Annotated in this window: 17 protein-coding genes, 1 tRNA gene and 1 pseudogene; 5 read left to right on the top strand and 14 right to left on the bottom strand. The window is 69.0% G+C overall.

What is annotated here, in order from left to right:
* Positions 1 to 19: 19 nt before the first annotated feature.
* The 9 genes from ACOJSN_RS15040 to ACOJSN_RS15000 all read right to left on the bottom strand — a co-directional run bounded on the left by ACOJSN_RS15040 (position 20) and on the right by ACOJSN_RS15000 (position 9,141).
* Positions 20 to 820: an SDR family NAD(P)-dependent oxidoreductase gene (locus ACOJSN_RS15040; protein WP_420113303.1), complete on the bottom strand. Its 801-nt coding sequence runs from the start codon at positions 818 to 820 to the stop codon at positions 20 to 22.
* On the bottom strand, positions 817 to 1,656 hold the full coding sequence (locus tag ACOJSN_RS15035; RefSeq protein ID WP_420113302.1) for a carbohydrate ABC transporter permease: 840 nt from the start codon (positions 1,654 to 1,656) through the stop codon (positions 817 to 819). Before ACOJSN_RS15035 ends, ACOJSN_RS15040 begins: the two co-directional genes overlap by 4 nt.
* Positions 1,653 to 2,594, bottom strand: coding sequence for a carbohydrate ABC transporter permease (locus ACOJSN_RS15030; protein WP_420113301.1), 942 nt, complete (start codon positions 2,592 to 2,594; stop codon positions 1,653 to 1,655). The genes ACOJSN_RS15035 and ACOJSN_RS15030 overlap by 4 nt, the downstream gene beginning before the upstream one ends.
* A gap of 65 nt (positions 2,595 to 2,659) precedes the next feature.
* Positions 2,660 to 3,961: an ABC transporter substrate-binding protein gene (locus ACOJSN_RS15025; protein ID WP_420113300.1), complete on the bottom strand. Its 1,302-nt coding sequence runs from the start codon at positions 3,959 to 3,961 to the stop codon at positions 2,660 to 2,662.
* A 42-nt stretch (positions 3,962 to 4,003) separates the two neighbouring features.
* The gene (locus ACOJSN_RS15020; RefSeq protein ID WP_420113299.1) at positions 4,004 to 4,909 is read right to left on the bottom strand and encodes a dihydrodipicolinate synthase family protein; all 906 of its coding nucleotides are present in this window, start codon (positions 4,907 to 4,909) and stop codon (positions 4,004 to 4,006) included.
* A 71-nt stretch (positions 4,910 to 4,980) separates the two neighbouring features.
* A complete protein-coding gene (locus ACOJSN_RS15015; RefSeq protein ID WP_420113298.1) occupies positions 4,981 to 5,685 on the bottom strand; it encodes a FadR/GntR family transcriptional regulator in 705 nt (234 codons plus the stop codon).
* A 54-nt stretch (positions 5,686 to 5,739) separates the two neighbouring features.
* Positions 5,740 to 7,005, bottom strand: coding sequence for a YihY/virulence factor BrkB family protein (locus ACOJSN_RS15010; RefSeq protein ID WP_420113297.1), 1,266 nt, complete (start codon positions 7,003 to 7,005; stop codon positions 5,740 to 5,742).
* A gap of 56 nt (positions 7,006 to 7,061) precedes the next feature.
* Positions 7,062 to 7,553, bottom strand: coding sequence for a hypothetical protein (locus ACOJSN_RS15005; protein ID WP_420113296.1), 492 nt, complete (start codon positions 7,551 to 7,553; stop codon positions 7,062 to 7,064).
* A gap of 277 nt (positions 7,554 to 7,830) precedes the next feature.
* Positions 7,831 to 9,141, bottom strand: a complete 1,311-nt coding sequence (locus tag ACOJSN_RS15000; RefSeq protein WP_420113295.1) for a hypothetical protein — start codon at positions 9,139 to 9,141, stop codon at positions 7,831 to 7,833.
* A 162-nt stretch (positions 9,142 to 9,303) separates the two neighbouring features.
* On the opposite strand from ACOJSN_RS15000, the gene ACOJSN_RS14995 reads away from it, so the two are divergent.
* From ACOJSN_RS14995 to ACOJSN_RS14975, 5 genes are all read left to right on the top strand, one after another.
* Positions 9,304 to 10,386: a Gfo/Idh/MocA family protein gene (locus ACOJSN_RS14995; RefSeq protein WP_420113294.1), complete on the top strand. Its 1,083-nt coding sequence runs from the start codon at positions 9,304 to 9,306 to the stop codon at positions 10,384 to 10,386.
* On the top strand, positions 10,383 to 11,987 hold the full coding sequence (locus tag ACOJSN_RS14990; protein ID WP_420113293.1) for a molybdopterin-dependent oxidoreductase: 1,605 nt from the start codon (positions 10,383 to 10,385) through the stop codon (positions 11,985 to 11,987). Before ACOJSN_RS14995 ends, ACOJSN_RS14990 begins: the two co-directional genes overlap by 4 nt.
* A gap of 78 nt (positions 11,988 to 12,065) precedes the next feature.
* Entirely contained in the window at positions 12,066 to 12,731 is a 666-nt protein-coding gene (locus ACOJSN_RS14985; RefSeq protein WP_420113292.1) for a fasciclin domain-containing protein, read from the top strand.
* A 44-nt stretch (positions 12,732 to 12,775) separates the two neighbouring features.
* Complete coding sequence (gene sigK / locus ACOJSN_RS14980; protein ID WP_420113291.1) at positions 12,776 to 13,399, top strand: ECF RNA polymerase sigma factor SigK; 624 nt, start codon at positions 12,776 to 12,778, stop codon at positions 13,397 to 13,399.
* Positions 13,396 to 14,199 (top strand): anti-sigma factor, encoded by an 804-nt coding sequence (locus tag ACOJSN_RS14975; RefSeq protein ID WP_420113290.1) that lies wholly within the window; start codon positions 13,396 to 13,398, stop codon positions 14,197 to 14,199. The genes sigK and ACOJSN_RS14975 overlap by 4 nt, the downstream gene beginning before the upstream one ends.
* A 119-nt stretch (positions 14,200 to 14,318) precedes the next feature.
* Here ACOJSN_RS14975 and ACOJSN_RS14970 read toward each other — a convergent pair whose 3' ends face one another.
* The 5 genes and pseudogenes from ACOJSN_RS14970 to ACOJSN_RS14950 all read right to left on the bottom strand — a co-directional run bounded on the left by ACOJSN_RS14970 (position 14,319) and on the right by ACOJSN_RS14950 (position 21,326).
* Positions 14,319 to 15,449: a hypothetical protein gene (locus ACOJSN_RS14970; RefSeq protein ID WP_420113289.1), complete on the bottom strand. Its 1,131-nt coding sequence runs from the start codon at positions 15,447 to 15,449 to the stop codon at positions 14,319 to 14,321.
* Between the two features lie 342 nt (positions 15,450 to 15,791).
* Positions 15,792 to 17,483: a DUF4157 domain-containing protein gene (locus ACOJSN_RS14965; RefSeq protein ID WP_420113288.1), complete on the bottom strand. Its 1,692-nt coding sequence runs from the start codon at positions 17,481 to 17,483 to the stop codon at positions 15,792 to 15,794.
* A 219-nt stretch (positions 17,484 to 17,702) separates the two neighbouring features.
* Positions 17,703 to 18,019, bottom strand: a pseudogene (locus ACOJSN_RS14960) (IS3 family transposase); the annotation flags it as partial.
* Between the two features lie 212 nt (positions 18,020 to 18,231).
* Positions 18,232 to 18,317 (bottom strand) — tRNA-Leu (locus ACOJSN_RS14955).
* 126 nt (positions 18,318 to 18,443) lie between these two features.
* A complete protein-coding gene (locus ACOJSN_RS14950) occupies positions 18,444 to 21,326 on the bottom strand; it encodes a S8 family serine peptidase (RefSeq protein WP_420113287.1) in 2,883 nt (960 codons plus the stop codon).
* Between the last annotated feature and the right edge of the window lie 18 nt (positions 21,327 to 21,344).

Raw genomic sequence — 21,344 nt, 5'->3', positions numbered from 1 at the left:
TTCAGGTTAACGAGCTCGGCTATCGCGTGAGCGTGAATCCTCCGTCGACAACGATGTCCTGACCCGTCACGTAGGCCGAGGCAGACCCCGCCAAGAACACGATCGCGCCGTCGAGATCGGAGCCTGAGCCTCCGCCGTCATGCCCCATTCGACCGAGGGCTGTCAGCCGCGCGTAATCGGATACGAAGCCCGTGGGATGGCCCTCGGCGGCGAAGCCGCCCGGCGATATCGCGTTCGCTCGCACGCCGTAGGGACCGAGCATGGCGGCCAGGTCGCGAGTCATCCCGCTGATCCCGGCCTTGGCGGCCGCGTAGTCGATCGGCTGCCCCAGCATCCCGTTCGCGTCGTAGATCCGTCGGTCTCGACCGACATGGCCCGCGACCGAGGCGATCGAGATGATCGACCCGGACCGCTGCGCCATCATGATCGGCGCGGCCTCACGACAGACGAGGATGGGGCCGAGCAGGTTGACCCGCAGGGACTCCTCGATGTCGGAGACGGCGCGGTCAGGGAGCCAGGCCGGGCTCTGGCCCGAGCCTCCGCCGGCGTTGTTGACCAGCACGTCGAGTCGACCGCCACCGAGCCGCACGGCGTCGGCGACCGCAGCCTCGATCGACTCCGGCACCGTGACGTCGAGCACCACGCCATGCGCAGCGGCGCCGGTCTCCCTGAGCCGTTGCACTGCTTCGTCGACGACAGCGGCACTCCGAGAGCTGAGGATCACCTCGGCACCTGCGCGTGCGAGTGCGTTCGCCGCAGCCCAGCCCAGCCCGCGGGCACCACCGGTGACGAGGGCCACGAGCCCGTCGAGCTGCGTCATCCCTTGACCGCGCCGGCGGAGAGACCCTGCACCAGGGTCTTCTGGACGAGCGCGAACATGATGACCGCAGGAATGATCGCGAGAACTCCACCGGCCATGATTCCTCCCCAGTTGGTCGACCCCATCGAGTCCATCACCTGGGCGATACCGATCTGCACGGTCTTCGAGAACTTGGAGCTCGTGAGGATCAGTGCGTACTGGTAGTCGTTCCACGCGAGGATGAACGCGTACAGCGCCACTGCGGCCACACCCGGAAGCGCGAGCGGCAGGATGACCGATCGCATCGTGCGGAACCTGCTCGCGCCGTCGATCGAGGCGGCTTCCTCGAGCTCGACCGGGATCGCGCGGAAGAAGCTCGCCATTAGCCACACGGCGGCGGGGAGCGTCAGCGTCTGGTAGATCAGCACCAGCACTTCACGCGTGTTGAGCAGGTCCAGGGCCGAGGCGATCTTGTACCAGGGCACCATGATCATGGGTCCCTGGATCATCTGCGCGATGAGCAGGCCCACGATCGCGATCTTCGCGCCTGCGCCGCGGTACCGCACGAGGCCGTAGCCGGCGAGGCAGGCGAAGACCGTGGTCAGCGCCACCGTCATGAGGCAGATCATGAAGCTGTTGCTCAGCAGCTGCCCCATGCCGAGGCCACGCTCGGACATCGCCCAGCGGAAGTTGTCCAACGTCAGGTTGCTGAAGTCGAGGACCGGGGGGCCGAAGATCACGTTGTTCGGGCGCAGCGAGGAGTACAGCAGCCACAGCGCGGGCACGAGCAGGAAGATCATCAGCGCCAGCAGCGCGACGTAGCGACCGATCACCGGCCAGGGACCGCGGCGGTTCATCGGGAGGCTCCCTTCTGACGGCGCTCGCCGAACAGCAACGCCACGATCGCGGCCAGCACGAGCACGATCACCATCGCGATGGTGGCGACCGAGCCGGCCGTGCCGAACTGGAAGCGCTGGAACGCGAACGTGTAGACGTAGGTGGGCAGGATGCTCGTGGCGAAGCCCGGGCCGCCGTTGGTGAGTGCCCAGATGATCTCGAACTTGAACCAGGTGGTGACCAGCGAGGTCATACCGGTGACGAACAGCGTCGGCTGCAGGTGCGGCAGCGTGACGTGCCAGAACCGCTGGATGGCGTTGGCACCATCCATCGCGGCGGATTCCTGGACCTCCTTCGGCAGCGACTGCAGCGCCGCCAGTATCAGCAGCGCAGCGAACGGCAGCCCTTTCCAGGTCGAGGCCAGCAGCAGCACCGGCCAGACCCAGACGTCGGAGGCGAGGAAGACGATCGGATCGTCGATGATCCCGACGCGGCCGAGGTAGTGGTTGATCAGCCCGGACTCGCCACCCTGGAACAGCCAGCGCCAGATGATCGCGACCACGACCACCGGGGTCACCCACGGCACCATGAGCAGCCCACGCCAGAGGGCGCGCAACCGCAACGAGAGGTTGAGCACCAGCGCTGCGAGCGTCCCGAGCACCAGCTGCAGCACCACGGAACCGAGGACCCAGAAGATGCTGTTCCGGAAGATCTGCCAGAACCGCGGGTCCTCGCGCAGCAGCTGGCTGTAGTTGTCGAACCCGACCCACTCGGTCTCGCCGGGTGCCGTCGCGGTCTCGTTCGTGAAGCCGATCCGGATCGTCTCCAGCAACGGGTAGAACTGCGCCGCGAGCAAGAAGATCAGCACGGGCGCCATCAGTGCCAGCCAGTAGCCCTTGTCGCTGTACCAGCGCCGGAACGAGCGTGGCCGCCGCGCGGGCGCGGTCAGGGTGGTCATGGGGGCCTCCGTTCGGGGCGGTCGACCGCGTCTGCGCGATCGACCGCCCCGATGTGGTGGGGTGGTTACTGGGCGTCCTCGATCGCCGCTGCGATCTGCTGCTGGGCGTCGGCGGCCGACAAGCTGCCGTCCAGGAACTCGAGCAGGATCGCCTGGAACTCGGTCTCGATGGTCGCCTGGCCGACGATCGGCTGCAGCGGCACACCGGCCTCGTCGATCAGCGTGGCCTGGTCGATCATCTGCTGGACATGCCCCTCGGCCGCGTCCGGGTAGATATCGGCGGCCGCACCGGCGAGGTCCTCGGGCGCCACCTCGGACAGTGCCGGGGTGTTGACGGCCGTCGTCAGCCTGCTGCTCCACTCGGGTGAGACCAGCTGCTGCAGCACGTACTCCGCGAGCTCGATGTTCGGCGAGTCCTTGAAGATCGCGAAGCCGGCGTTGGAGACCGGGGCGAGCTGTTCGCCCGAGGGGCCGGCCGGGTAGGCGATCTGTCGGGAGCTGGCGATGATCTCGGGGTTGAGCTCGTAGACGTTCGCGCTGAAGAAAGTGCCGGCCGGAATCATGCCGACCTCGCCGTTGGCGTAGGACTGGAACATCTCCGGGTACGACCACGCCGCGGCGGCGGGCGGGGACAGCTCGTTCAGCTGCTGGACGTGCTCGAGCACCTCGACCCACCGGTCCGCCGCCTCGGGCGAGGAGTCGCCCGGCCACAGTCCGTTTGCGTACGCGGCGGTCAGCGCGCCGCGGAAGGCGAAGCGCGGGTTCTGCAGCGGGTAGCCGAAGCCGTAGGTGCCGTCGCCCGTCATGGCCTCGGCCGCGGCGATCACGTCGTCCCAGGTGCGGAGGTCCTCGACGGCGTAGCCGGCCTCGGTCAGCAACGTCTCGTTGATCACGAGGTCGAAGGCCTGTGCCGCGTAGGGGATCGAGTAGAGCGAACCGTCCACGCGCGAGAAGTCGAGCGAACCCGGGCGGAAGTCGTCCTCGGTCCACGTCGCATCGAAGACGTCGTCGAGCGGGAGAAGTCCGTCCATGCGGACGAGGTCGACGACGTCCTGGGTCATGGTCAGGTCCGGCGGGTCGCCGGCCTGGATCCGGACGGCGAGCTGCTGGCCGATGTCGGCCCACGACAGGAAGTTGTACTCGATCGTGATGCCCTGCTCGGCCATCGCGTCAGCGAAGTCCTCGGCCATCCGCGTCTCCGGATCGGAGGTGCCGGGCCAGACGATCTCGAGGGTTCCGGTGGGGTTGCCCTCGGCGTTCGTCGAGGGGGTGCTGTCGGGTGTGTCTTCGCTGGGCGTGCAGGCCGTGAGCGCGAGCGCTCCGGCGAGCACGGCGGCGCCGGCCCCGAGGGCGCGACGTCGAGTCATGCGGGACATGAAAGTGTTCCTCTCCTTTGGGAAACGGGGTGGTCAGGCCGAGATCAGGTACTCGGACAGCTGGGGCTGGGCGTCGAAGAAGCCGTTGATGGCGGCGCGCTGGGAGTCGTCGAGCGACGGCAGCGGAGCGCGGCTGGCGCCCATCGAGAAGCCTTGACGCTCGAGCACGGCACGTAGGAACGCGATGAAGTTGTAGCCGTTCATCTCCTCGATGAACCGGTTGGCGAGGGACTGCAGCGTGCGCGCGGTGGCGAGGTCGCCGCCCGAGGCGGCTGCGGCAAGCTCGGAGTAGAGCCGGGGGAGCGCGTTGTAGGTCGACCCGATCCCGCCGTCCGCGCCGAGCGCGAGCCCACCGAGCAGCACCTCGTCAGAACCGTTGAAGATCGCGAAGCCCTCTGGGGCGTCGCGGCGCACCTCGGTCAGCGGGTAGAGGTCAGTCGAGGTGTACTTCAGGCCCTGGATGACGCCCTCGTGGGCGAGGTCGAGGAAGAAGCCAGGGCCGAGCTGCACGCCGGTGCGGGACGGGATGTGGTACGCCACCAACGGCACGCTGCCGCCCAGGACGTCGGCGATCTGGCGGTAGTAGGCCGCGTGTGCCGCTTCGTCGAGGTAGTAGTAGATCGGCGTCACGGCGGAGACCGCGTCCACGCCCTCGGCAACGGCGAACCGGGTCAGGTCGAGGGTCGTGGCGACATCGATCTGGCCCACGTGCGCGATGACCGTGGCACGGCCGCCGACCTCGTCGACGCACGCCGTCATGAGACGGCGTCGTTCGTCGAGGGTGTGCAGCAGCGCCTCACCGGTCGAGCCCGAGATGAACAGGCCGTCGACGCCTGCACCGACGAGAGCGTCGACCAGGGTGCGATTGCGATCGAGGTCGATCTCGCCGTCGGCGTCGTACGACGTGACGAGGGCGGGCATGATGCCGGACAGGGGCATGGAGATTCCTTCGGGTGGGCAGGGCGGATCGAGCCAGGTCGGTCCGACCAGGCGGGTGGGTAGGGCGCGGGTTAGGCCGAGGTTCGGTCGGCTCCCTGGGCACCGCCGACGACGAGGTCCTCGACGACGGCCTCGATGTCGGCGAAGTGATCGGCGATCGCTCGCGTCATCTGCAGCGCGTCACCGGTGCGGATCGCCGTCACGATGTTGGCGTGGTCGTCGGCGGTGTGCAGACCGGGGCGTGCTGGGACATGCTCGACGGCGCGATGGAAGATGTCCCAGAAGACTTCCTGCAGCTCGCTGACGAAGCGGTTCCCCAGCGGGGCGAAGAGCGCAAGGTGGAACGCGCGGTCCACGTCGGGTGGGACCCGGCCGTCCTGCGAACCTGCCCGCATCTGCTCGACCAGGTCGTCGAGCGTGCTGAGGTCCGCCTCGGTGAGCCTTGCCGCCGCCTGGACCACGAGACCTTCCTCGAGGGCGCGCCGGACCTGCAGCAGGTCGCGGAACGGCACGCTGTCCATCGCGAGCGAGTAGGGGAGCTGCTCGATCAGCGGCGCGAACGAGAACCTGCCGACGAACAAGCCACGCCCGTGGCGGACCTCGACGATCCCGAGGGTCTCCAACCGGCGGATCCCCTCGCGGATCGAGGTCTTGCCCATCTCGAGGCGAGTGGCGAGCTCACCCTCGGAGGGGAGGGCGTCGCCGGGTCCGAGGCCCTGGTCGAGGATGTACTGCCGCAGGCTCAGATCGGCCTGCCTGGAGAGGGGTGCGCGCATCGTTGTGACTCCCGTTCGTCTGAGACACAGTACACATGAGTTATCAGATATCTGTCAAGTGGGAATCGGATTCGGATCTCGCCCGGTCGCGGCCGCCTCCCGCTCGGCATCGATCTCGGCGTTGACGATGCCACCCAGAAGCACGGCGATGCTGGCGAGCCACAGCCACAGCACGCCAGCGAGCACCAGGCTGAGCATCTGCGCCGCGGCCTGCACCACGGCCGCGTTCGCGGCGTCGGGGGCGATCGTCGTGGGTGCGAACGCCCGGACGTACAGGGCGAACCCCGTCGAGACCAGGAGGAGCCCGAGGAACCCGACCACGGCACCGGGCACGCACGTGCGCCAGTGATGGTCCGCGTTCGGTGCATAGCGGTACAGGAACACGAGGAACAGCAGCGCCAACACGCAGGCCACGGGCCAGCGCAGCACGTCCCAAGCCACCTGGAAGGCCTCGCCGAGGCCAAACTGCTCGGCGAGCGCATCGCCGCCGCCCAGCAGCGGCCCGATCACCACGAGCAAGGCGATCGTCACCAACGTGAGGACGGCACCGATCGTGAACACGAACCCCAGCAGGTACTGCGCCACCACGTTCCGGCGGGCCGTGACGCGGTAGGCGTCATCGAGCGCACGTACCGCGGCACGGAACACCCGGCTCGCGAGGTACAACGTGATCAGCAGCGCGCCGATCGCGACCGAGGTGCGCCCTTCGTCGAGCAGGCCGTCGACCAGCGGAGCGAGGATGTCGCTGGCCACCTGCTCGGCGAAGATCGAGGTGAGGCCGTCGACGATCGAGGTGCGGATCGCCTCGACCTGCTCGTCGCCCAGCACCTTGCGCAGAAAGCCGAGACTCGACCCGAGCGCCGTGGCGATCGGCACCAGCGAGATCAGTGCGTAGTAGCTCATCTCGGCGGCGAGTCCGGTCACGCGTACGTGAGCGGCGCGCAGCACCGAGCGGACCACGACGGCGACGACGTTCCATCGGCCCACACGCCAGGTCACCGCGTCCGCTCGCGCGACGATCCGATCGCTGAGGGACTCCACCTGGGCGAGGAAGTTGCGCTGGCGGGCGGGCGCCAGGACCAGATGGGCGAACCAGCCGGCGATCGCGATCGCGCACGCGCCTACCGCCAGCGTGACGCCACCGGCGATCGCCGCTCGGCCGGCACCCGGCGAGGCGTCGGCGAACGAGAACGTGGCGACGGCCGCCGCGAGCGCCATCAGCGTGGTCGACGTCGGTGGCGGCATCCGCAGCCGGACCCACGGCACTCGTCGGGCTGCGATGGCGCCGGCGAGAGCGACCAGGACAACGGTGACGAGCATGGTGGCAGCAGGCTAGCGGTGGCTCACCGCGAGTGGCCGGTGCAGGGCGCGTCGGGTCAGCCGCCGCTCTCTTCTGCCCCGAACCCGTAGACGGTGTCTTCGTCATTGCTGACCCACCATCGACCGCACAGGTGCGTGGTCTCGGCGAGCTGTCCTTCCGGCCACCAGTCGGCCTCGAGAGTCGGTGTCCTGCTCCATCGTGACAGCGGGGTGTCGGCGGTGCGTGGGTCGGTGGCGTAGCTAGCCTCGAGTTCGTCATCGGTGGGCTCGCCTGGTGTCGCGATGGCTACGCACTCGGGTGGCAGGTCGCCCTCGAAGGTGAACGTGAGCAGTCGTTCGGATCCCGTGGTGCGCTGCATCACCGACACGTCGCTGGCGTCGTCCGGTATCCAGTCGGCCAGCAGACCGCTCTCCTTGCCCTCGGCGCCCGTATCGGCGTGACGCTCCTTCGTGTCGCCGTCGTTGAGGGCCTCGCCGAGCCCACAGCCTGTGAGGAGAGCGAGCATCGTGCCGGCAGTGATCAGCGGGCGCAGATGGTGTGTGGCCATGCGCACGAGCCTGCGCCAGGCTCGGCGTGTGGACATCAACCTCCGGACCTACGGCTGAGTGGCCGAGTCCGACCCTGGGTGGACCCGGCGACCCACCCCGCGTGTGGTCTCCGATCGCCGCTACCGACCGATCCGCCCGAGAGAGCAGCGCTCTGGGTGAGCGGACTCATGCGTGGCCCGCGAACCATGGTGAGGTCACACGGCCCGAGTCTCTTCAGATCTCTCCCGCACCCGTGTGCCGAGACTCGCGTAGCAGGTTAGGGATGGACGACACGCGCTAGTCGAAGTCCAGGTCGATGTCGTCGAGACCGTCGAGGATCCCGCCGAGCACCATTCCGCCCAGTACACCGCCGAGCACGCTGCCGGCGCCACCGCGCCCAGGGTCAGGCGCCCACGGGGGTGCGTCCTGACGGTGACTCACGCCTGCGGTCAGGTCGGCGCGAGCACGGTCGGCGGCACCTGCGGCGAGGTCGGCCGCCTGCCTCACCTGGGCCAGGGCCGCCGCCGGGTCGTCGAGGTCAGTGACGCCATCGAGCAGGCGCTCAGCCTGTGCGAGTCGGGTGCGTGCCTGTGAGCCGATCTGCCCGGGGTGGTCCGCGATCAGGGTGCGAGCGAGTGCGACCTGACGGTCGGCGTCGGCGAGCGCAGCCAGCAGGTGCTCACGCTCACGCTCACGCTCGGGCCGGCGTCGGCGGTCCTGGACGAGCTGTTCCAGCGCGGTATTGGCGGCGCGCACACGGCTGAGGCTGGTGAACGGGTCGCCGGCCGCCTCCGGCTGGCCCGCGGCGGCCAGTGCCTGCTCCAGTGCTGCGGCTGCGGCAGCGACATCGGGATCGTCCGCCGCCGCGAGGAGCTGCCGCGCCTCGGCGACATCGGTACGTGAGTCTGCGAGCACCGCCGCGAGCGTGGACTCCGCGTGAACGGACTCGACCTCGTGATCGGTGACGGCGTCCAGCAGCGCCTCCGCCCGACGGACGCTGTCGGAGGCGACCTGGAGGGCCTTGGTGGCCTCGTCGCCCCGGCCCGACTCGTGGCGGCGCTCGGCGAGGTGCAGCGAGCGGTCGGCGAACGTGAGCAACGCCTGCGCCTGCTCGGCGTTGTCGGCCACCGGGAGGACCGCCTCGTCGCTGTACCTCGCGGCGAGCGCGGCGATCGCCGCCCGGGCATCCTCGACCCGACCGGCGACGTCATCGGCCTCGGCACGCAGCCGCGCGATCGTGGCCGGGGCATCGCGGAGCGCTGCTCGCTGCGCGGCCAGTGCGGACGCGGGTCCACGGACCACCTGCTCCGCCTCGCGCGCCGCTGCCAGGGCACCGGCCTCGAGCTGCTGGCGCTGGGCAGGTGTCTCTGGCTGGTCGTCGAGCAGCAGCGCGTTGAGCCGGAAGGCCTCCTGCAGGTGCGTCTGCGCCTGCCGGAGTGCGTCCGCGAGCTCGCGGACGGCGACCTCGCCGAACTCGGCGGTGGCGTAACCGAGCTCGTCGGTGCCGCGCCGCACGCTCTCGTCCGCTCGCACCAACGCCTCAGCGAGCTCGGGTGGCACCTCGGCCACGGGTTCGGACTTCTGACGACCAAAGATGCCGTTCAACATGGGGCTCCTCAGCTGGGGCGATAGTGCAGTGTGCGGCACCATCCTGGGAATGCGCTGAACGTCCGCAGCGAACGGTGCTTCCGCGCTGGTCGTGGTGGGGGCGCAGTGCGCGCGGTGGCCGGCAGCGCCGTCGTCGCGGGTGAGGTCCGATACGTTGCCTCCGTGGACGCATCGGTGTCGGATCAGTCTGCGGCCTCGCCGCTGACGGTGGGAATCGTGGGCATCGGCGGCATCGGGAGCAAGCACGCCCGCGCCCTGCGGGAGGTCCCCGGTGTGGTGCTCGACGCCTACAGCGGCGGCACGCCGAGCAGCGGCGCCGACGCCGGGTGGCCGCAGGCTCGACAGGTCCAGCATCGGGAGCTGGTCGAGCGCCCGGATGTGGATGTGGTGGCGATCTGCAGCCCCTCCCACCTGCACGGCCCGGCCGCGCTCGCGGTCGCGCGAGCGGGGCGTCACGTCGTGGTCGAGAAGCCGATGGCACTGACCACGGACGAGGCCGACGAGCTCGTGCGGCTCCAGGACGCGGGCCGCTGCGTCGTCGCCGTGGTCACGCAGCGCCGCTTCGAGCCGGTGGTCACGGCTCTCAAGGCGATGCTCGACGGCGGTGGGCTCGGCCAGGTGCGTCTCGTCGTCGCCCAGATGCCATGGCATCGCGACGAGGCCTACTTCGAGGCCGCGCCGTGGCGTGGGGAGGCCGCCTCGGGCGGTGGCTCGCTTCTCAACCAGGGCGTGCATCTGATCGATCTGGTGCAGTGGCTGTGCGGACCGGTCGCGACCGTCACGGCGCAGGCGGGAACGCAGGTCGGGGCGCGAACGGCGGAGGACACCACCGTGGCCACATTGGCTTTCCGCTCGGGTGCCTTCGGGATGCTGGCGACCTCGACCGCCACCCCGCCCGGCCACGACGCCACGCTCGCGATCTACACCGATCGCGGCATGCTCGAGATGACGCAGGGTGTGATCACGCAGTGGCAGCTGCCCGGGGCGCCGCCGCAGGCCGGCAGCGCCGTGCCGGGCGGAGGCGCGGACCCCGGGGCGATCGGCCTCGCGGGACACCGGGCGTTCTGGTCCGACGTGGCAGCCGCGATCCGCGAGGGCAGTCTCCCGGCGGTCGACGCGCATGAGGGTGCACGCACCACGGCGCTGCTGTGCGCGATCGGGGAGGCCGCCCGGACCGGCGCCACGGCGCTAGTCCATGGCGCTGACCCATCCAGGGGAGCCGCTGCTCCGAATCAGGGGGTGTGAGACCTGATCCTGCTGCGCTCCCGCCCCGATGGCTGGCGGCTGCGCTCGGGGTCCTGAGCACCGCGGCCGGACTCGGGGTCGCCCACCTCGTCGCCGCGGTCACCGTGCCGGCGGCCTCTCCGCTGCTGGCGGTCGGTTCGGTCGCGATCGATGCGGCACCCACGCCGGTGAAGGAGTGGGCGGTGCGCTCGTTCGGCACCGCGGACAAGCCCATCCTGCTGGGCGGCATCGCCGCCGTGCTGGTTCTGGTGACCGCGGTTCTCGGCATCGTGGCGTCCCGACGGCGGTGGGTCGGCATCGTGGGCTTGCTCGCCCTGGGCGGGATCGCCGGTGCGGCAGCCGCAGCGCGAAGCCCGGAGATCGTGGCATGGCTGCCGGCTGTGGTGGCCGCGGAGGTCGCTGTGGCGTTGTTGGTGGTGCTGTTGCGTGCGGCCGCACCCGCGCCGAGGAGTGCGGCTGGGGTCGAGAGCGGGTCGGGGCGCTCGCCGGCCACGCCACTGGATGGACCGCACGTGCGCGCCGGCCGGCTGCGCCCTCGGCGCCGTGGCGTGCTGCTCGGCGGACCTGCGTTGCTCGCAGCCGTCGGAGTCGGGGGCGGCACGCTCGTGTCGCAGCTGCGAACCTCGGATGCGGCGGTCGGCCGCGATCAGCAGCTGCCGCAGCCCGCCGATCCCGCCCAGCCGCTGCCGGACGATGTGCAGATCGATCTCGACGGCGTGACCCCGTTCGTCACGCCACTACCGGACTTCTACCGCGTGGACATCGCGCTGACCACGCCTCGGCTGGACGCCTCCACATGGTCGCTGCCGATCGAGGGCATGGTCGAAAGGCCGCTGACGCTCAGCTACGCCGACCTGCTGGAGCGACCGCTGGTGGAACGGTGGATCACGCTCAGCTGCGTCTCGAACCCGATCGGCGGGCCGTACGTGAGTACCGGCCGCTGGCTGGGCATCCCTCTCGCCGACCTGCTCGACGAGGTCGGCGTACAGCCCGGGGCCGAGCAGCTGTTCGCCGAGGGAGCCGACGGGTTCAGCTGCAGCATCCCGCTCGAGACGGTGCGCGACGGCCGCGACGCACTGCTCGTGGTCGGGATCAACGGAGAACAGCTTCCGCTCGAGCGTGGCTTTCCTGCTCGGCTGGTGGTGCCCGGCCTGTTCGGCTTCGTCTCGGCCGCGAAGTGGCTCACCGGCCTACGGGTGTCGACCTACGAGGAGGACGTCGCCTATTGGACCGAACGGGGCTGGGCGACCGAGGCACCGGTGCTCACGCAGACCCGGATCGACGTGCCGTCGGCCTTGGCCAGCGTTCCCGCCGGCGAGGTGACGATCGCCGGGATGGCATGGGCGCAGCACCGGGGCATCGAGAGGGTGGAGGTCAGCATCGACGGCGGTGACTGGCAGGAGGCCGAGCTGGCGGCGGATGCCGGACCGGACCTGTGGCGCGCCTGGAGCCACCGCTGGAACAGCACGGGTGCCGGCCGGCACGACGTGCAGGTCCGCAGCACCGACGGCACCGGCGAGACCCAGCCCGAGGAGCGAACCGAGCCGTTCCCCGACGGCGCGCGGGGCTGGCACTCGATCGCGTTCATGGTCGAAGGCTGACCAATCCGGACCCGCAAGGGCTCCGAATCCCCTCACGTACGGACCATCCGGTCACCGTGACACCGAGGAGAAGTCATCGTGAAGATTCGCCCCATCGTCCCAGCGCTCACTCTGGCGGCGGCGCTCGCCCTGACCGCAGGCGCCGGCGGCGGCACCGCCGACGGCCCCACCGCCCCCGCCGACTCCGACGAGGAGACCCCGGAGCCCGAGGCCACCGAGGAGGAGACGACCGCCGACGACATGGGCTGCGACGCGGCGGCGAGCGATCCGTTCGGACCCGCCTGCTCGAGAGTCCCCGCCGTCGGCGCGGGCAGTTTCGACGGCATGGCACAAGACCCCGTGGCAACGGCTGCAGGCAACAACGAGGAGCTGTCCACGCTCGTGGAGCTCGTGGGTCTCGCGAACCTGGGCGACACCCTCAACGCGGCGGAGAACATCACCGTGTTCGCGCCGGCCAACGCAGCCTTCGAGGCGTTGCCTGCCGAGACGGTCGAGGCGGTGCAGGACGACCCGGAGGGCCTGCTCACGACCGTCCTGACCTACCACGTGGTGCCGGAGCGACTTGCTCCGGAGGACCTCGCGGGAACCTTCGCCACGCTGCAGGGTGACGATCTCACGGTCGAGGGCTCGGGCGAGGACTTCACCGTCGGGGCCGACGGCGCCCAGGTCGTGTGCGGGAACATCCAGACCGCGAACGCGACCGTCTACATCATCGACGGCGTGCTGATGCCGCCCAGCGAGTGATCAGTGGTTTCCTGGGCTGAGCAGACTCTGACCGAGAGGACCTGATGGCCCGCCGACTCGCGCCGGCGCCGGGGGAGCGAGAGCCCTCCGGCGCCGGCAGCGGCACCGAGCAGGACCCAGCCGCCGCGCTGGGGTCCTTGCTGCGCCGGAGCGCGCGCGGGGACGAGGCGGCGTTCGGGGAGCTGTACGACGCGACGTCGGCCCGCGTGTACGGGCTGGTGATCCGCGTCGTCCGGGACCCAGCCCAGGCCGCGGAGGTCACGCAGGACTGCTACCTGCAGATCTGGCAGAACGCGGCGAGGTTCGACCCGGACCGAGGCAGTCCGCTCGGGTGGATGCTCACCCTGGCGCACCGCCGCGCCGTCGACCGGGTCCGGAGCGCGCAGTCGGGGATCGAGCGGGAACAGCGCTACGCGGTGCGGGAGCCGCAGCAGGTCGAGGACGTGGGGGAGACCGTGGTGGAGCGACTTGACGCCGAACGCGTGCGGAGGGCGCTCTCCGGCCTGACCACGATTCAGCGCGAGGCGATCGAGCTCGCCTATTTCGGCGGTTACACGCACACCGAGGTGGCGGGACTGCTCGACGTGCCGCTCGGCACGGCCAAGACGCGCCTGCGTGACGGGCTGATCAGACTGCGAGATTTCTTCGAAGGAGGTGAACGGCAGTGACCGTGGACGAGGAGTCGGTGCACGCACTCACCGGCGCGTACGTGCTCGACGCACTGGAGCCCGAGGAGCTGGTGGCCTTCGAGCGCCACCTTGCGGTGTGCGCGGACTGCCGCGACGACGTGCGCTCGCTGCGCGACGCCGTGGTCCGGCTACCCGCTGTGAGCTCCGTGCAGCCGCCCCCCGAGCTCCGCGACTCCGTGCTCGCAGCGATCTCGCAGGTGCGTCCGCTGCCCCCGTTGCCGGAGCAGGCCGCTCCCGAGCCGGCGGCCGCCAGTGGCGTCGACGAGCTCGCGCGGCGGCGCAGGCGCACGCCGAGCCGCGACCGGTGGCGGGTGCTCGCTGCGGCCGCCTGCGTGCTGGCGCTCGCGGGTGTCGCCTGGGGTGTGCTCCGCCCGGCTGGCGCTGATCACGCACGTGAGATCGCCGTCGTCGAGCAGGAGAGCCGAGTCCAGCTGGAGGCGCTGCTCTCGGCCTCCGACCTCCGCGTCTACGCCGCCGACGGAGTCGGAGGCATGCGCGGGACGGTACTGATGTCCGACGAGGTGGGCTCCGCCGTCGTGCTCCTGCAGGACCTGCCCGCACTCGGCAACAGCGAGGTGTTCCAGGCGTGGACGATCGCCGGTGACGCGCCCGCCGACGCGGGCGTGTTCCGCAGCGGTGACGGTGCGGCGACCGTACTGCTCACCGGGGATGTCCTGGCGGCCGACGTCGTCGCGCTCACGATCGAGCCGACGGGCGGCTCGCCGTCGCCGACCGGGGACATCCTCATCCAGGTGCCGGTGACCTCCGCAGGGACGTAGGTCCCCGGCCGAGCGGGAAGCCGCGACCTATCTCAACCTCGGCCTGCACATGAGCGACGCCGTCGCGTTCGAGGTCACCAGCCTGACCGGTCGGCGGTTCGGGCTGACGCGGTAGGGCCTCAGATCGGGTAGCGGAGGTGGGCGACGGCCGTGCCGTTCCAGACGCCTCCTGAAACCTCGGAGTCGCGCACAGGGATCACGTCGCCACCGCGCTGGTGAACGCCGATCGCGATGCGCGACAGCAGGTCGTAGCCGGGTTCGTCGGAAGCGAGCGTGACCTCGCCGGTCACGTCGTCGTAGGTGCCGAGGATGTCGACCGTGAACTCGTACACGAGCGCGTCCACGGCGCCCATGGCGGTCGCGCGAGCGATCTCGGCGACGTCGGTGCGCACCAGACCCCGCGGTACGTCGTTGCCCATGCGCTCCAGCTGGGCGTCCACGCGTTGCGCGCTGAGCTGCGGCAGGCGTTGACGCATGGCTTCGTCGATCTGATGCGGTCGCAGATCGTCGGCGGCCCCATGGATCGCTACCACCTGACGCCGTGAGCCGTAGGCTGAGCTGAACATCGCCTGAAGCGTCTCGCTGGCGAACACGAACAACGGACTCGTCGGGTTCCTGTCGCCGAGCTCAGCCCCGACTGCTTCCGCCACGCGCGTGGCGTAGGTGTCCAGCAGCGTCTTCTTGCCCTCGTCACCCACCAGCCTGCCCTCGTGCTGACGTCCCCGGATCTCGTCCCGGTGCGTGGCGTCGGCGGCATCGGTGGGGTAGCTGCCGGTGGGGGTCAGCTCGGTCGCGCGTGTGGTCGCCGTGGCCTCCCAGAGCTGCCAGGCGTTGGCGGACAGCTGCAGCGCGTAGGCATGCTGGTCGGTCGCGACCGAGCGCACGAGCTGTCCCAGGTCGAAGTAGGTCGAGACCTGCTGCTGGCTCTCCAGCTGGTTCGGCAGGGCGTAGACGTGGTGGCTGTCAGGGCTGATGAATACCGCGAGCGACGCGGCGAGGTTCCCCCACAGCTCGCCATCGGCGGCAATCGCGTCCCATTGGGCACGAAGGGCCTTCTCGACAGCGTGACGCAAGCCGTGTGCACGCAACGCGCGGATCGAGGTGTCGACGGCGCTCTTGACCGCGGTGAATGCGACGTCCCGATCGTTCGCTGCAGGGGAGGTCGGCGCGTACACCGTGATCGCCGCATCGTGCGGCTCGGCGAGGCGGACCAGGTCGTCCAGGGTGGGCAGTTCGTATCTCGAGCTCATGGTGCCTTCGATCTGGTAGCCGGCGAGCCCTCCACGCTACTCAAGCTCGCAGTGAGAATCAGCCGAGCGGGCAAGCGAGATCTCGCGGTTGAGGCGGCGCGGCAGATGAACCACGTGGAACGACGTCGGGACACCGTCGATCGCCGATGTCCCGGTTCGGGAGAGGTGCCGTCGGCGTGACCTCGGGTCACGCGTCCCAGGTCACACCCTCCGGTGGCGCCTGCAAGTGCGGTCGAGGGAGACCCTTCTGTGGGCTGTCGCTTCGAGCCGGCGACTCTGCGATCGCCGTCATTGGTCTCGACACTCGTAGGCCTGGGTGCTGAATCGTCGAGGCCGAAGTCGTCAGAATGACGACGCGCGCACATGCCAATAGGGGCTGAAGAGCTCGTCTGGCTTAATCACAGCCACCCGTTCGGGGCCGAGAGTCTGGACTTGTCCATACTGCACGAACTTAGCGAGTACCTCTAGGGCGCTCGGAACGACTTCTTCTTCTGTGAGCCAGAGATTCAAATTGCCTTCAACCCTGTCTTTGAGGTCGTACCAACTGGCAGCGGACACGGAGCCGAGGTCTGCCGTCACCGTGGAGGCCAACTTTTCCAGCAGCGGCTCTGCCGCAATAGCAGCCAGCAGTTCCTGACCGTCCGGAAATGAGTCGAGGCGCTTCGATAGCAGGGTGAGATGTTCGACCGACTCGCTCGCGGCCCACGTCTCCCGCCTTTGCGCGGCGTCCATGTAGTTGTTGACCACCGCTTGTGGGTGCCCCTGCTCGAGGAGCGCCTTTGTCACTTGCATGTCGTCGCTGAGGAAAGTGTCGAGGGGCGCTCCTCCCGGCCCCGTCTTGGGTTTGGTTGCCCAGTCCCTCCACTGCCGAAGCCCTTCGGTGAGCTGTTCAGTGATGTTCGTCAACGTTGGGGTCGCCGGCCGCTGGCTCTGCGACCAGTGCGCGTTGACCTGGTACGACAGCTGAGTCACCCTGTCCTCCTGGGTGGCTCCCAACTTCTCGTACTTCTCTTTGATCACTTCTTCGAACATTGCCGAATGTGCTTTGTTGGCATTATTCCCTCCGTGGCCGGCCCTGCCGGTGAGCGGCACGAGGTTGTAGTTCAGGCCAGGTCCCCCAAGGTGACGGTTGAGGAGATGGCCGCGGACGTAGAAAGTTCCTGTGCTGTCAGAGCGCCTAGCGAGAACGATCGCTGACTGCTGCCAGCCTCCGGCATCCGATCCATCTGCGTGTTTCCGGCCTGGAAGGTAGTGGGCGAGGACACCGGTTCCGTCACCGTTATCGTTGACGGGCGACCAGGTGATGTCATTGTCCTGCGTAGGGTCTTTCGATGGGTCCGTCAGGAGGCTTGGAGGGCTGCTGATGAGCCTCTGAACAGCGATGACCAGGTCTTGGACCGGGACTGTCGGGAATGATGCTGCTTGTAGACGAACAGCCTCGAAATCGTCCGTCGAAAGCAGTCGGGCGGTATCCTCGTCGTGATTGTGGTCGAGCCAGATCGCCGCGGCAGCCGCGTCGGCCGAGATCGGCACTCCCTTACCGCGCAGGTGGTCTTGGTTCTGCTCCTGGTGTTTCGAGGCGAAGTTTGACAGCCCGACCCTTACCCGCCGTATCGTGGGCTGCCCTTCGCTGAGGACGTGTGCGATCTCATGGGCGAGCATGTGCTCTCCGACTGGGTCGTCCGGTTGGTACTGACCGGCACCGAAGAAGATGTCGTTGCCGAGGGTGAAGGCGCTGGCTGATACGTGCTCGTTGTGCCGGGATGCTGCTTCGTCTGTGTGTATGCGTACATGGTTGAGGGAGGTGCCGAAGCCCGCTTCCATGCGGCGCATGACCGAGATCGGGAGCCTCGACCCGGTACCGAGGCGGTCCGTAATCGTCTTGCTCGTCTCGGCGGATAGCGTCCCACCTGCAGCGTCGACGGCGTTGCCTGGGCCGGGTGCGCGCCGCAGGGTGGAGAGCGCAGATGGTTGGCGCGGGGTAACCCGGTTGCCGGGGGTGCTGTCCCATGAGCGGGATCGGGATATCGCCATGTCAGCCATGGCGTCGGCCCGGCGTTCAGCCGGTGCGTCATCTGCTCCGACGGCGAGACCGGGGAGGGAAACGATTGACTGGGGGCCGCTGACAGGGCGTTGTTGCGGAGCGCGTGTGGGCGGGTGGTCTTTCGCAGTGGTCGCTCGGGCGCGTGTTCTGTGTTCGCTCATCTAGCATCCAGTTTTGGGCAGATGCCGCGTTCGCCGCATCGGTAGGCGCTACGGAGGTTCGACAGGCGGTGAGTTCGAAGCGTGGTGGTGATGCCAATACGCCCAGCCGAGAGTCGCGAGTTCGACGTCGTCGACGGTGCGCCACGACCCTCACCGCGCGGGTCCGCGGGTGAGCTCAGTCTCTGTGGTCGCTGTCACGGTCTTGGCCAGGGCGTTGTCGTGGCTGTCACCGACTTCCGATCGACCGGACGGCGCCGATCTCGGCCAGCCGCTCGCCTTAGCGCAGACTCGTGAACTGCGAGCCGGCATCGGTTGCGACACCGCAGTCCCTTGAGTTTCGTGCGACGCGACCAACGAGCCATCTCGAACGGCTGGTGGCCTTCCACAGCTTCCGTGCCCCGTGAATCTTGCGGTGTGGGATCTCGCCTGCTTCGGCGCCACGTGAGGCGGTGCGCCGGTCGGTGCCGAGGAGGGCGGCGACCTCGACGAGGTTGAGGGTGCCGTGGGCTCACCGAGGTACCTGGATGCGACGGCCCGGCGCTCTCGGGGCCCCCTGGGACTCCGCCACTTCTGTCTGTGTCCGAGGGGGGACTTGAACCCCCACGCCCGATAAAGGGCACTAGCACCTCAAGCTAGCGCGTCTGCCAATTCCGCCACCCGGACGAGTGGTTGTCTGCCGCTCTACGAGCCGCAGGACAACGGCGAAAAAGATACCACGCCGGAGCGGGTTCCTCCGCATGTGACGAGGCCCGCCCGGTGGGGACCGGGCGGGCCTCGTTCAGGGGTGTGTCAGCAGACCCCGAGGATCTTGCAGACGATCTTCGCCAGGATCTTGCCGAGCAGCTTGATCAGCTTCTCGAGCGGCGTCTCGGCGGGCGGTGGCGGCGGGTTGCCGTCACCGTCACGGTCGATCGTGAACGCCGGCGTCTCGTACGACTCGGTGTGGTCGGTGACCTCCGGGTTGCCCAGAGCATTCACCACCGACAGCACCAGGACGTAGTCTCCGTCCGGCACCGCGCGATCGTTCTCGCGGTGGTTCACCGTGCCGTCCCAGGTGTAGGGCACGAACACGTTCGGGCCACCGCCGGTCCGACCGACGAAATCGGTGTCCAGGTAGTTGTAGAACCGCGGGTGCACCTTGTCACCGCGCGTCCCGTCCTCGTTCGCCTGGTACACGTCGATCGTCAGGTTGGACGCCGGGGCGTCCAGGTGAGCCAGGATCGTCGGCACGTCGCCGTCGGCCATCGAGTAGACCTGACCGGCCTCCACGAGGTCCCACGACCCGCCCACGGTGCAGTCGACCCCGACGAGCCGCTCGCACGCGTCGGTGTCCAGTGCCGCGAGCACCGGGAACCCGTAGTCACCCGGCGTGAGCACCGGCAGCGACTGGTAGTCGCCCGCGAAGCCCGCGTACGGGATCGAGATCTGCTCGTCACCGTTGATCAGGTATAGGTACCCGCCGTACTGAGCCAGGTCGAACGCCTCGCTCGGGCTGATCGACACCTCGAACGACTCCGTGTGACCCGGGTTCACCGTGATTGACTCCGGCGCCTCCACGATCGAGTCGTCGTAGTAGAAGCCCGGTACATCGGCGGAGTCGCCGTCGGCAGGGTTCTGCCCTGTGGTGATCGCGTCCTCGTACGTGATCTCGTACGTGACCGGAGCGGTGCCGTTGTTGGTGACCTCGATCGTGTTCGTCACCGGACCGCCTTCGCTCTCACCGAGCGACAGCTTGCTCGGCGAAACCACGGTGCTGGCCAGGATCGCGTCGTCGATGTCGAGCAGACCCGCACCCTGGTGGTTCACCGGCTCCAGCAGGCCGATCGTGTCGTTGAGCGACCACAGCGAGGGGTCAGCGCTGTTGAGCAGCGCATCCCTCACATCGGCCGGCTCAGCGTCACCGTGCTCCTGCAGGTACAGGGCGGCAGCACCCGCGACGTGCGGGGACGCCATCGAGGTACCCGAGTTGGAACCGTACGAGCCCTGCTCCATCGGCAGCGTCGACCAGATCGAGCCACCCGGAGCGCCAAGGTCCGGCTTCAGCGACAGGTCGGCGGCCAGCCCGAACGAGCTGAAGGCGCTCACCAGGCCACCGGTCGGGTTGGGTGCCTGCGCGGTCTCGGCGGTCCAGACCATCTCGGCACCGTCGTCGTCGATCGCGCTCTCGTAGATCGCGAGACCATCCTCGAGGTCGATGAAGATCACGGGGATCGTGATCTCGATCTCGCCCTCGACCGTCGGGTTGAGCAGGCCGGGGACGTTGTTGTAGATGATCGCCGCCGCGGCGCCGGCCTCCTGCGCGTTCAGGGCCTTCTCGTAGAAGCTGCTGCCGAACACACCCTCCGGGCACGCGCCACGCTGGATCAGCGCCACGGTCCCGGCCAGGTCGGCCTCGATGCCGTCGCAGGAGCGACCAGCGTCGGTCCCCGGCTCACCGGCCACGCTCACCGGCAGGCTGCCCGAGGTGGGCGGCTCGGGGGAGGCAGTCGCCGCCATGTAGACCATCAACTGGTCGTCCACCGAGATCGCGGCACCGGTCATCATCGTGTTGTCGTAGGACGCCACACCGATGACCTTCTCGCCCACGCCCGGGGCGCCGGACGCGTACAGGCCGAGGTCGCCCTCGTTGCCGATCGAGGCGACCATGACCACACCGGCGTCGACGAGGTTGTCGCTACCGACCGCCGTCGGGTACTGCGGCCAGGACGAGAACGCCGAGCCGATCGACTGGTTGACCACGTCCATGCCATCGGCCAGCGCCTGCTCCATCGCCGCGAGCATGATGTCTGCCGTGGTGGAACCGGTGCAGCCGAACACGCGGTAGGCGCCGATCTGCGCGTCGGGTGCGACGCCGCGCACACCGCCCTCGGCCGGATCACCACTCGCACCGACGATGCCTGCCACGTGCGTGCCGTGACCCTGGCAGTCGTCCGGGTCGGCATCGGGGTGGGGGATCGGCTGCCAGTCGGCTGCGCTGTCATCGGCGTTGTAGTCGTCGCCCACGAAGTCATAGCCGGCCACCACACGGTCGTTCGGGAAGTTGGCCGGGTCGTCCACACCCGAGCCACCCAGGTCAGGGTGGTCGTAGTCGACACCGGTGTCGATGACGCCCACGCGGATTCCCTCACCGGTCAGGCCGAGCTCGGACTGCGCGATGTCGGCGCCGGTCATGCCGAGCGCGTTGACCATGTCGGGGACCGAGGGCGGCGGGCTCGTGGGCGCCTGCACCTCGAGCACCGGGTAGATGGCGACCACGTTCTCCGCCGTGCTCAGCACCGCGGCATCCTCGTCGCTCGCATCGATCGCGACGCCGTTCCAGAGCGTGCTGAAGGTCTGCCGGACATCGACGTCGACGTCGAGCTCCTCAGCAGTCTCCGTGAACTCGTCCTGGCTGCTGGCGATGGCGACGCTGGAGCCGCCCTGCGTGGTCGGGTCGCCCTCCAGCTGCACGAACCAGGCGCCGGTAGGCGAGGTGGCAGCGGGCATGAAGGTGTCGGTGACACCGCTGATGCCGTGATCAGCGGCATCTCCCAGATCGGTGGTGTCCGCGTTGTCCGCAGACGCACCGGTGATCGGCACCAGCGTGGCGGCCAGCAGCGCGGCTGCGCTGCCTACGGTGACACTGGCTCGTCGCGCCGGATGGCGACGTCGTTCTCGAGCGACTCGACTCATCAAGGGGTCTCCTCTTTC

The sequence above is a fragment of the Pseudactinotalea sp. genome (genome assembly GCF_048594945.1).
Classification (GTDB): Bacteria; Actinomycetota; Actinomycetes; order Actinomycetales; family Beutenbergiaceae; genus Pseudactinotalea.
Note: the sequence above shows the minus strand (reverse complement) of the source record. Positions and strands in the feature narration are given on the sequence as shown.

Coding starts and splice junctions, on each gene's coding strand:
- ACOJSN_RS15000 (WP_420113295.1), bottom strand. CDS start 9,141: ATGTTGAACGGCATCTTTGGTCGTCAGAAGTCCGAACCCGTGGCCGAG.
- ACOJSN_RS15035 (WP_420113302.1), bottom strand. CDS start 1,656: ATGAACCGCCGCGGTCCCTGGCCGGTGATCGGTCGCTACGTCGCGCTG.
- ACOJSN_RS15040 (WP_420113303.1), bottom strand. CDS start 820: ATGACGCAGCTCGACGGGCTCGTGGCCCTCGTCACCGGTGGTGCCCGC.
- ACOJSN_RS15010 (WP_420113297.1), bottom strand. CDS start 7,005: ATGCTCGTCACCGTTGTCCTGGTCGCTCTCGCCGGCGCCATCGCAGCC.
- ACOJSN_RS14970 (WP_420113289.1), bottom strand. CDS start 15,449: ATGAGCTCGAGATACGAACTGCCCACCCTGGACGACCTGGTCCGCCTC.
- ACOJSN_RS15005 (WP_420113296.1), bottom strand. CDS start 7,553: ATGGCCACACACCATCTGCGCCCGCTGATCACTGCCGGCACGATGCTC.
- ACOJSN_RS15020 (WP_420113299.1), bottom strand. CDS start 4,909: ATGCCCCTGTCCGGCATCATGCCCGCCCTCGTCACGTCGTACGACGCC.
- ACOJSN_RS15025 (WP_420113300.1), bottom strand. CDS start 3,961: ATGACTCGACGTCGCGCCCTCGGGGCCGGCGCCGCCGTGCTCGCCGGA.
- ACOJSN_RS15015 (WP_420113298.1), bottom strand. CDS start 5,685: ATGCGCGCACCCCTCTCCAGGCAGGCCGATCTGAGCCTGCGGCAGTAC.
- ACOJSN_RS14950 (WP_420113287.1), bottom strand. CDS start 21,326: ATGAGTCGAGTCGCTCGAGAACGACGTCGCCATCCGGCGCGACGAGCC.
- ACOJSN_RS15030 (WP_420113301.1), bottom strand. CDS start 2,594: ATGACCACCCTGACCGCGCCCGCGCGGCGGCCACGCTCGTTCCGGCGC.
- sigK (WP_420113291.1), top strand. CDS start 12,776: ATGGCCCGCCGACTCGCGCCGGCGCCGGGGGAGCGAGAGCCCTCCGGC.
- ACOJSN_RS14965 (WP_420113288.1), bottom strand. CDS start 17,483: ATGGCGATATCCCGATCCCGCTCATGGGACAGCACCCCCGGCAACCGG.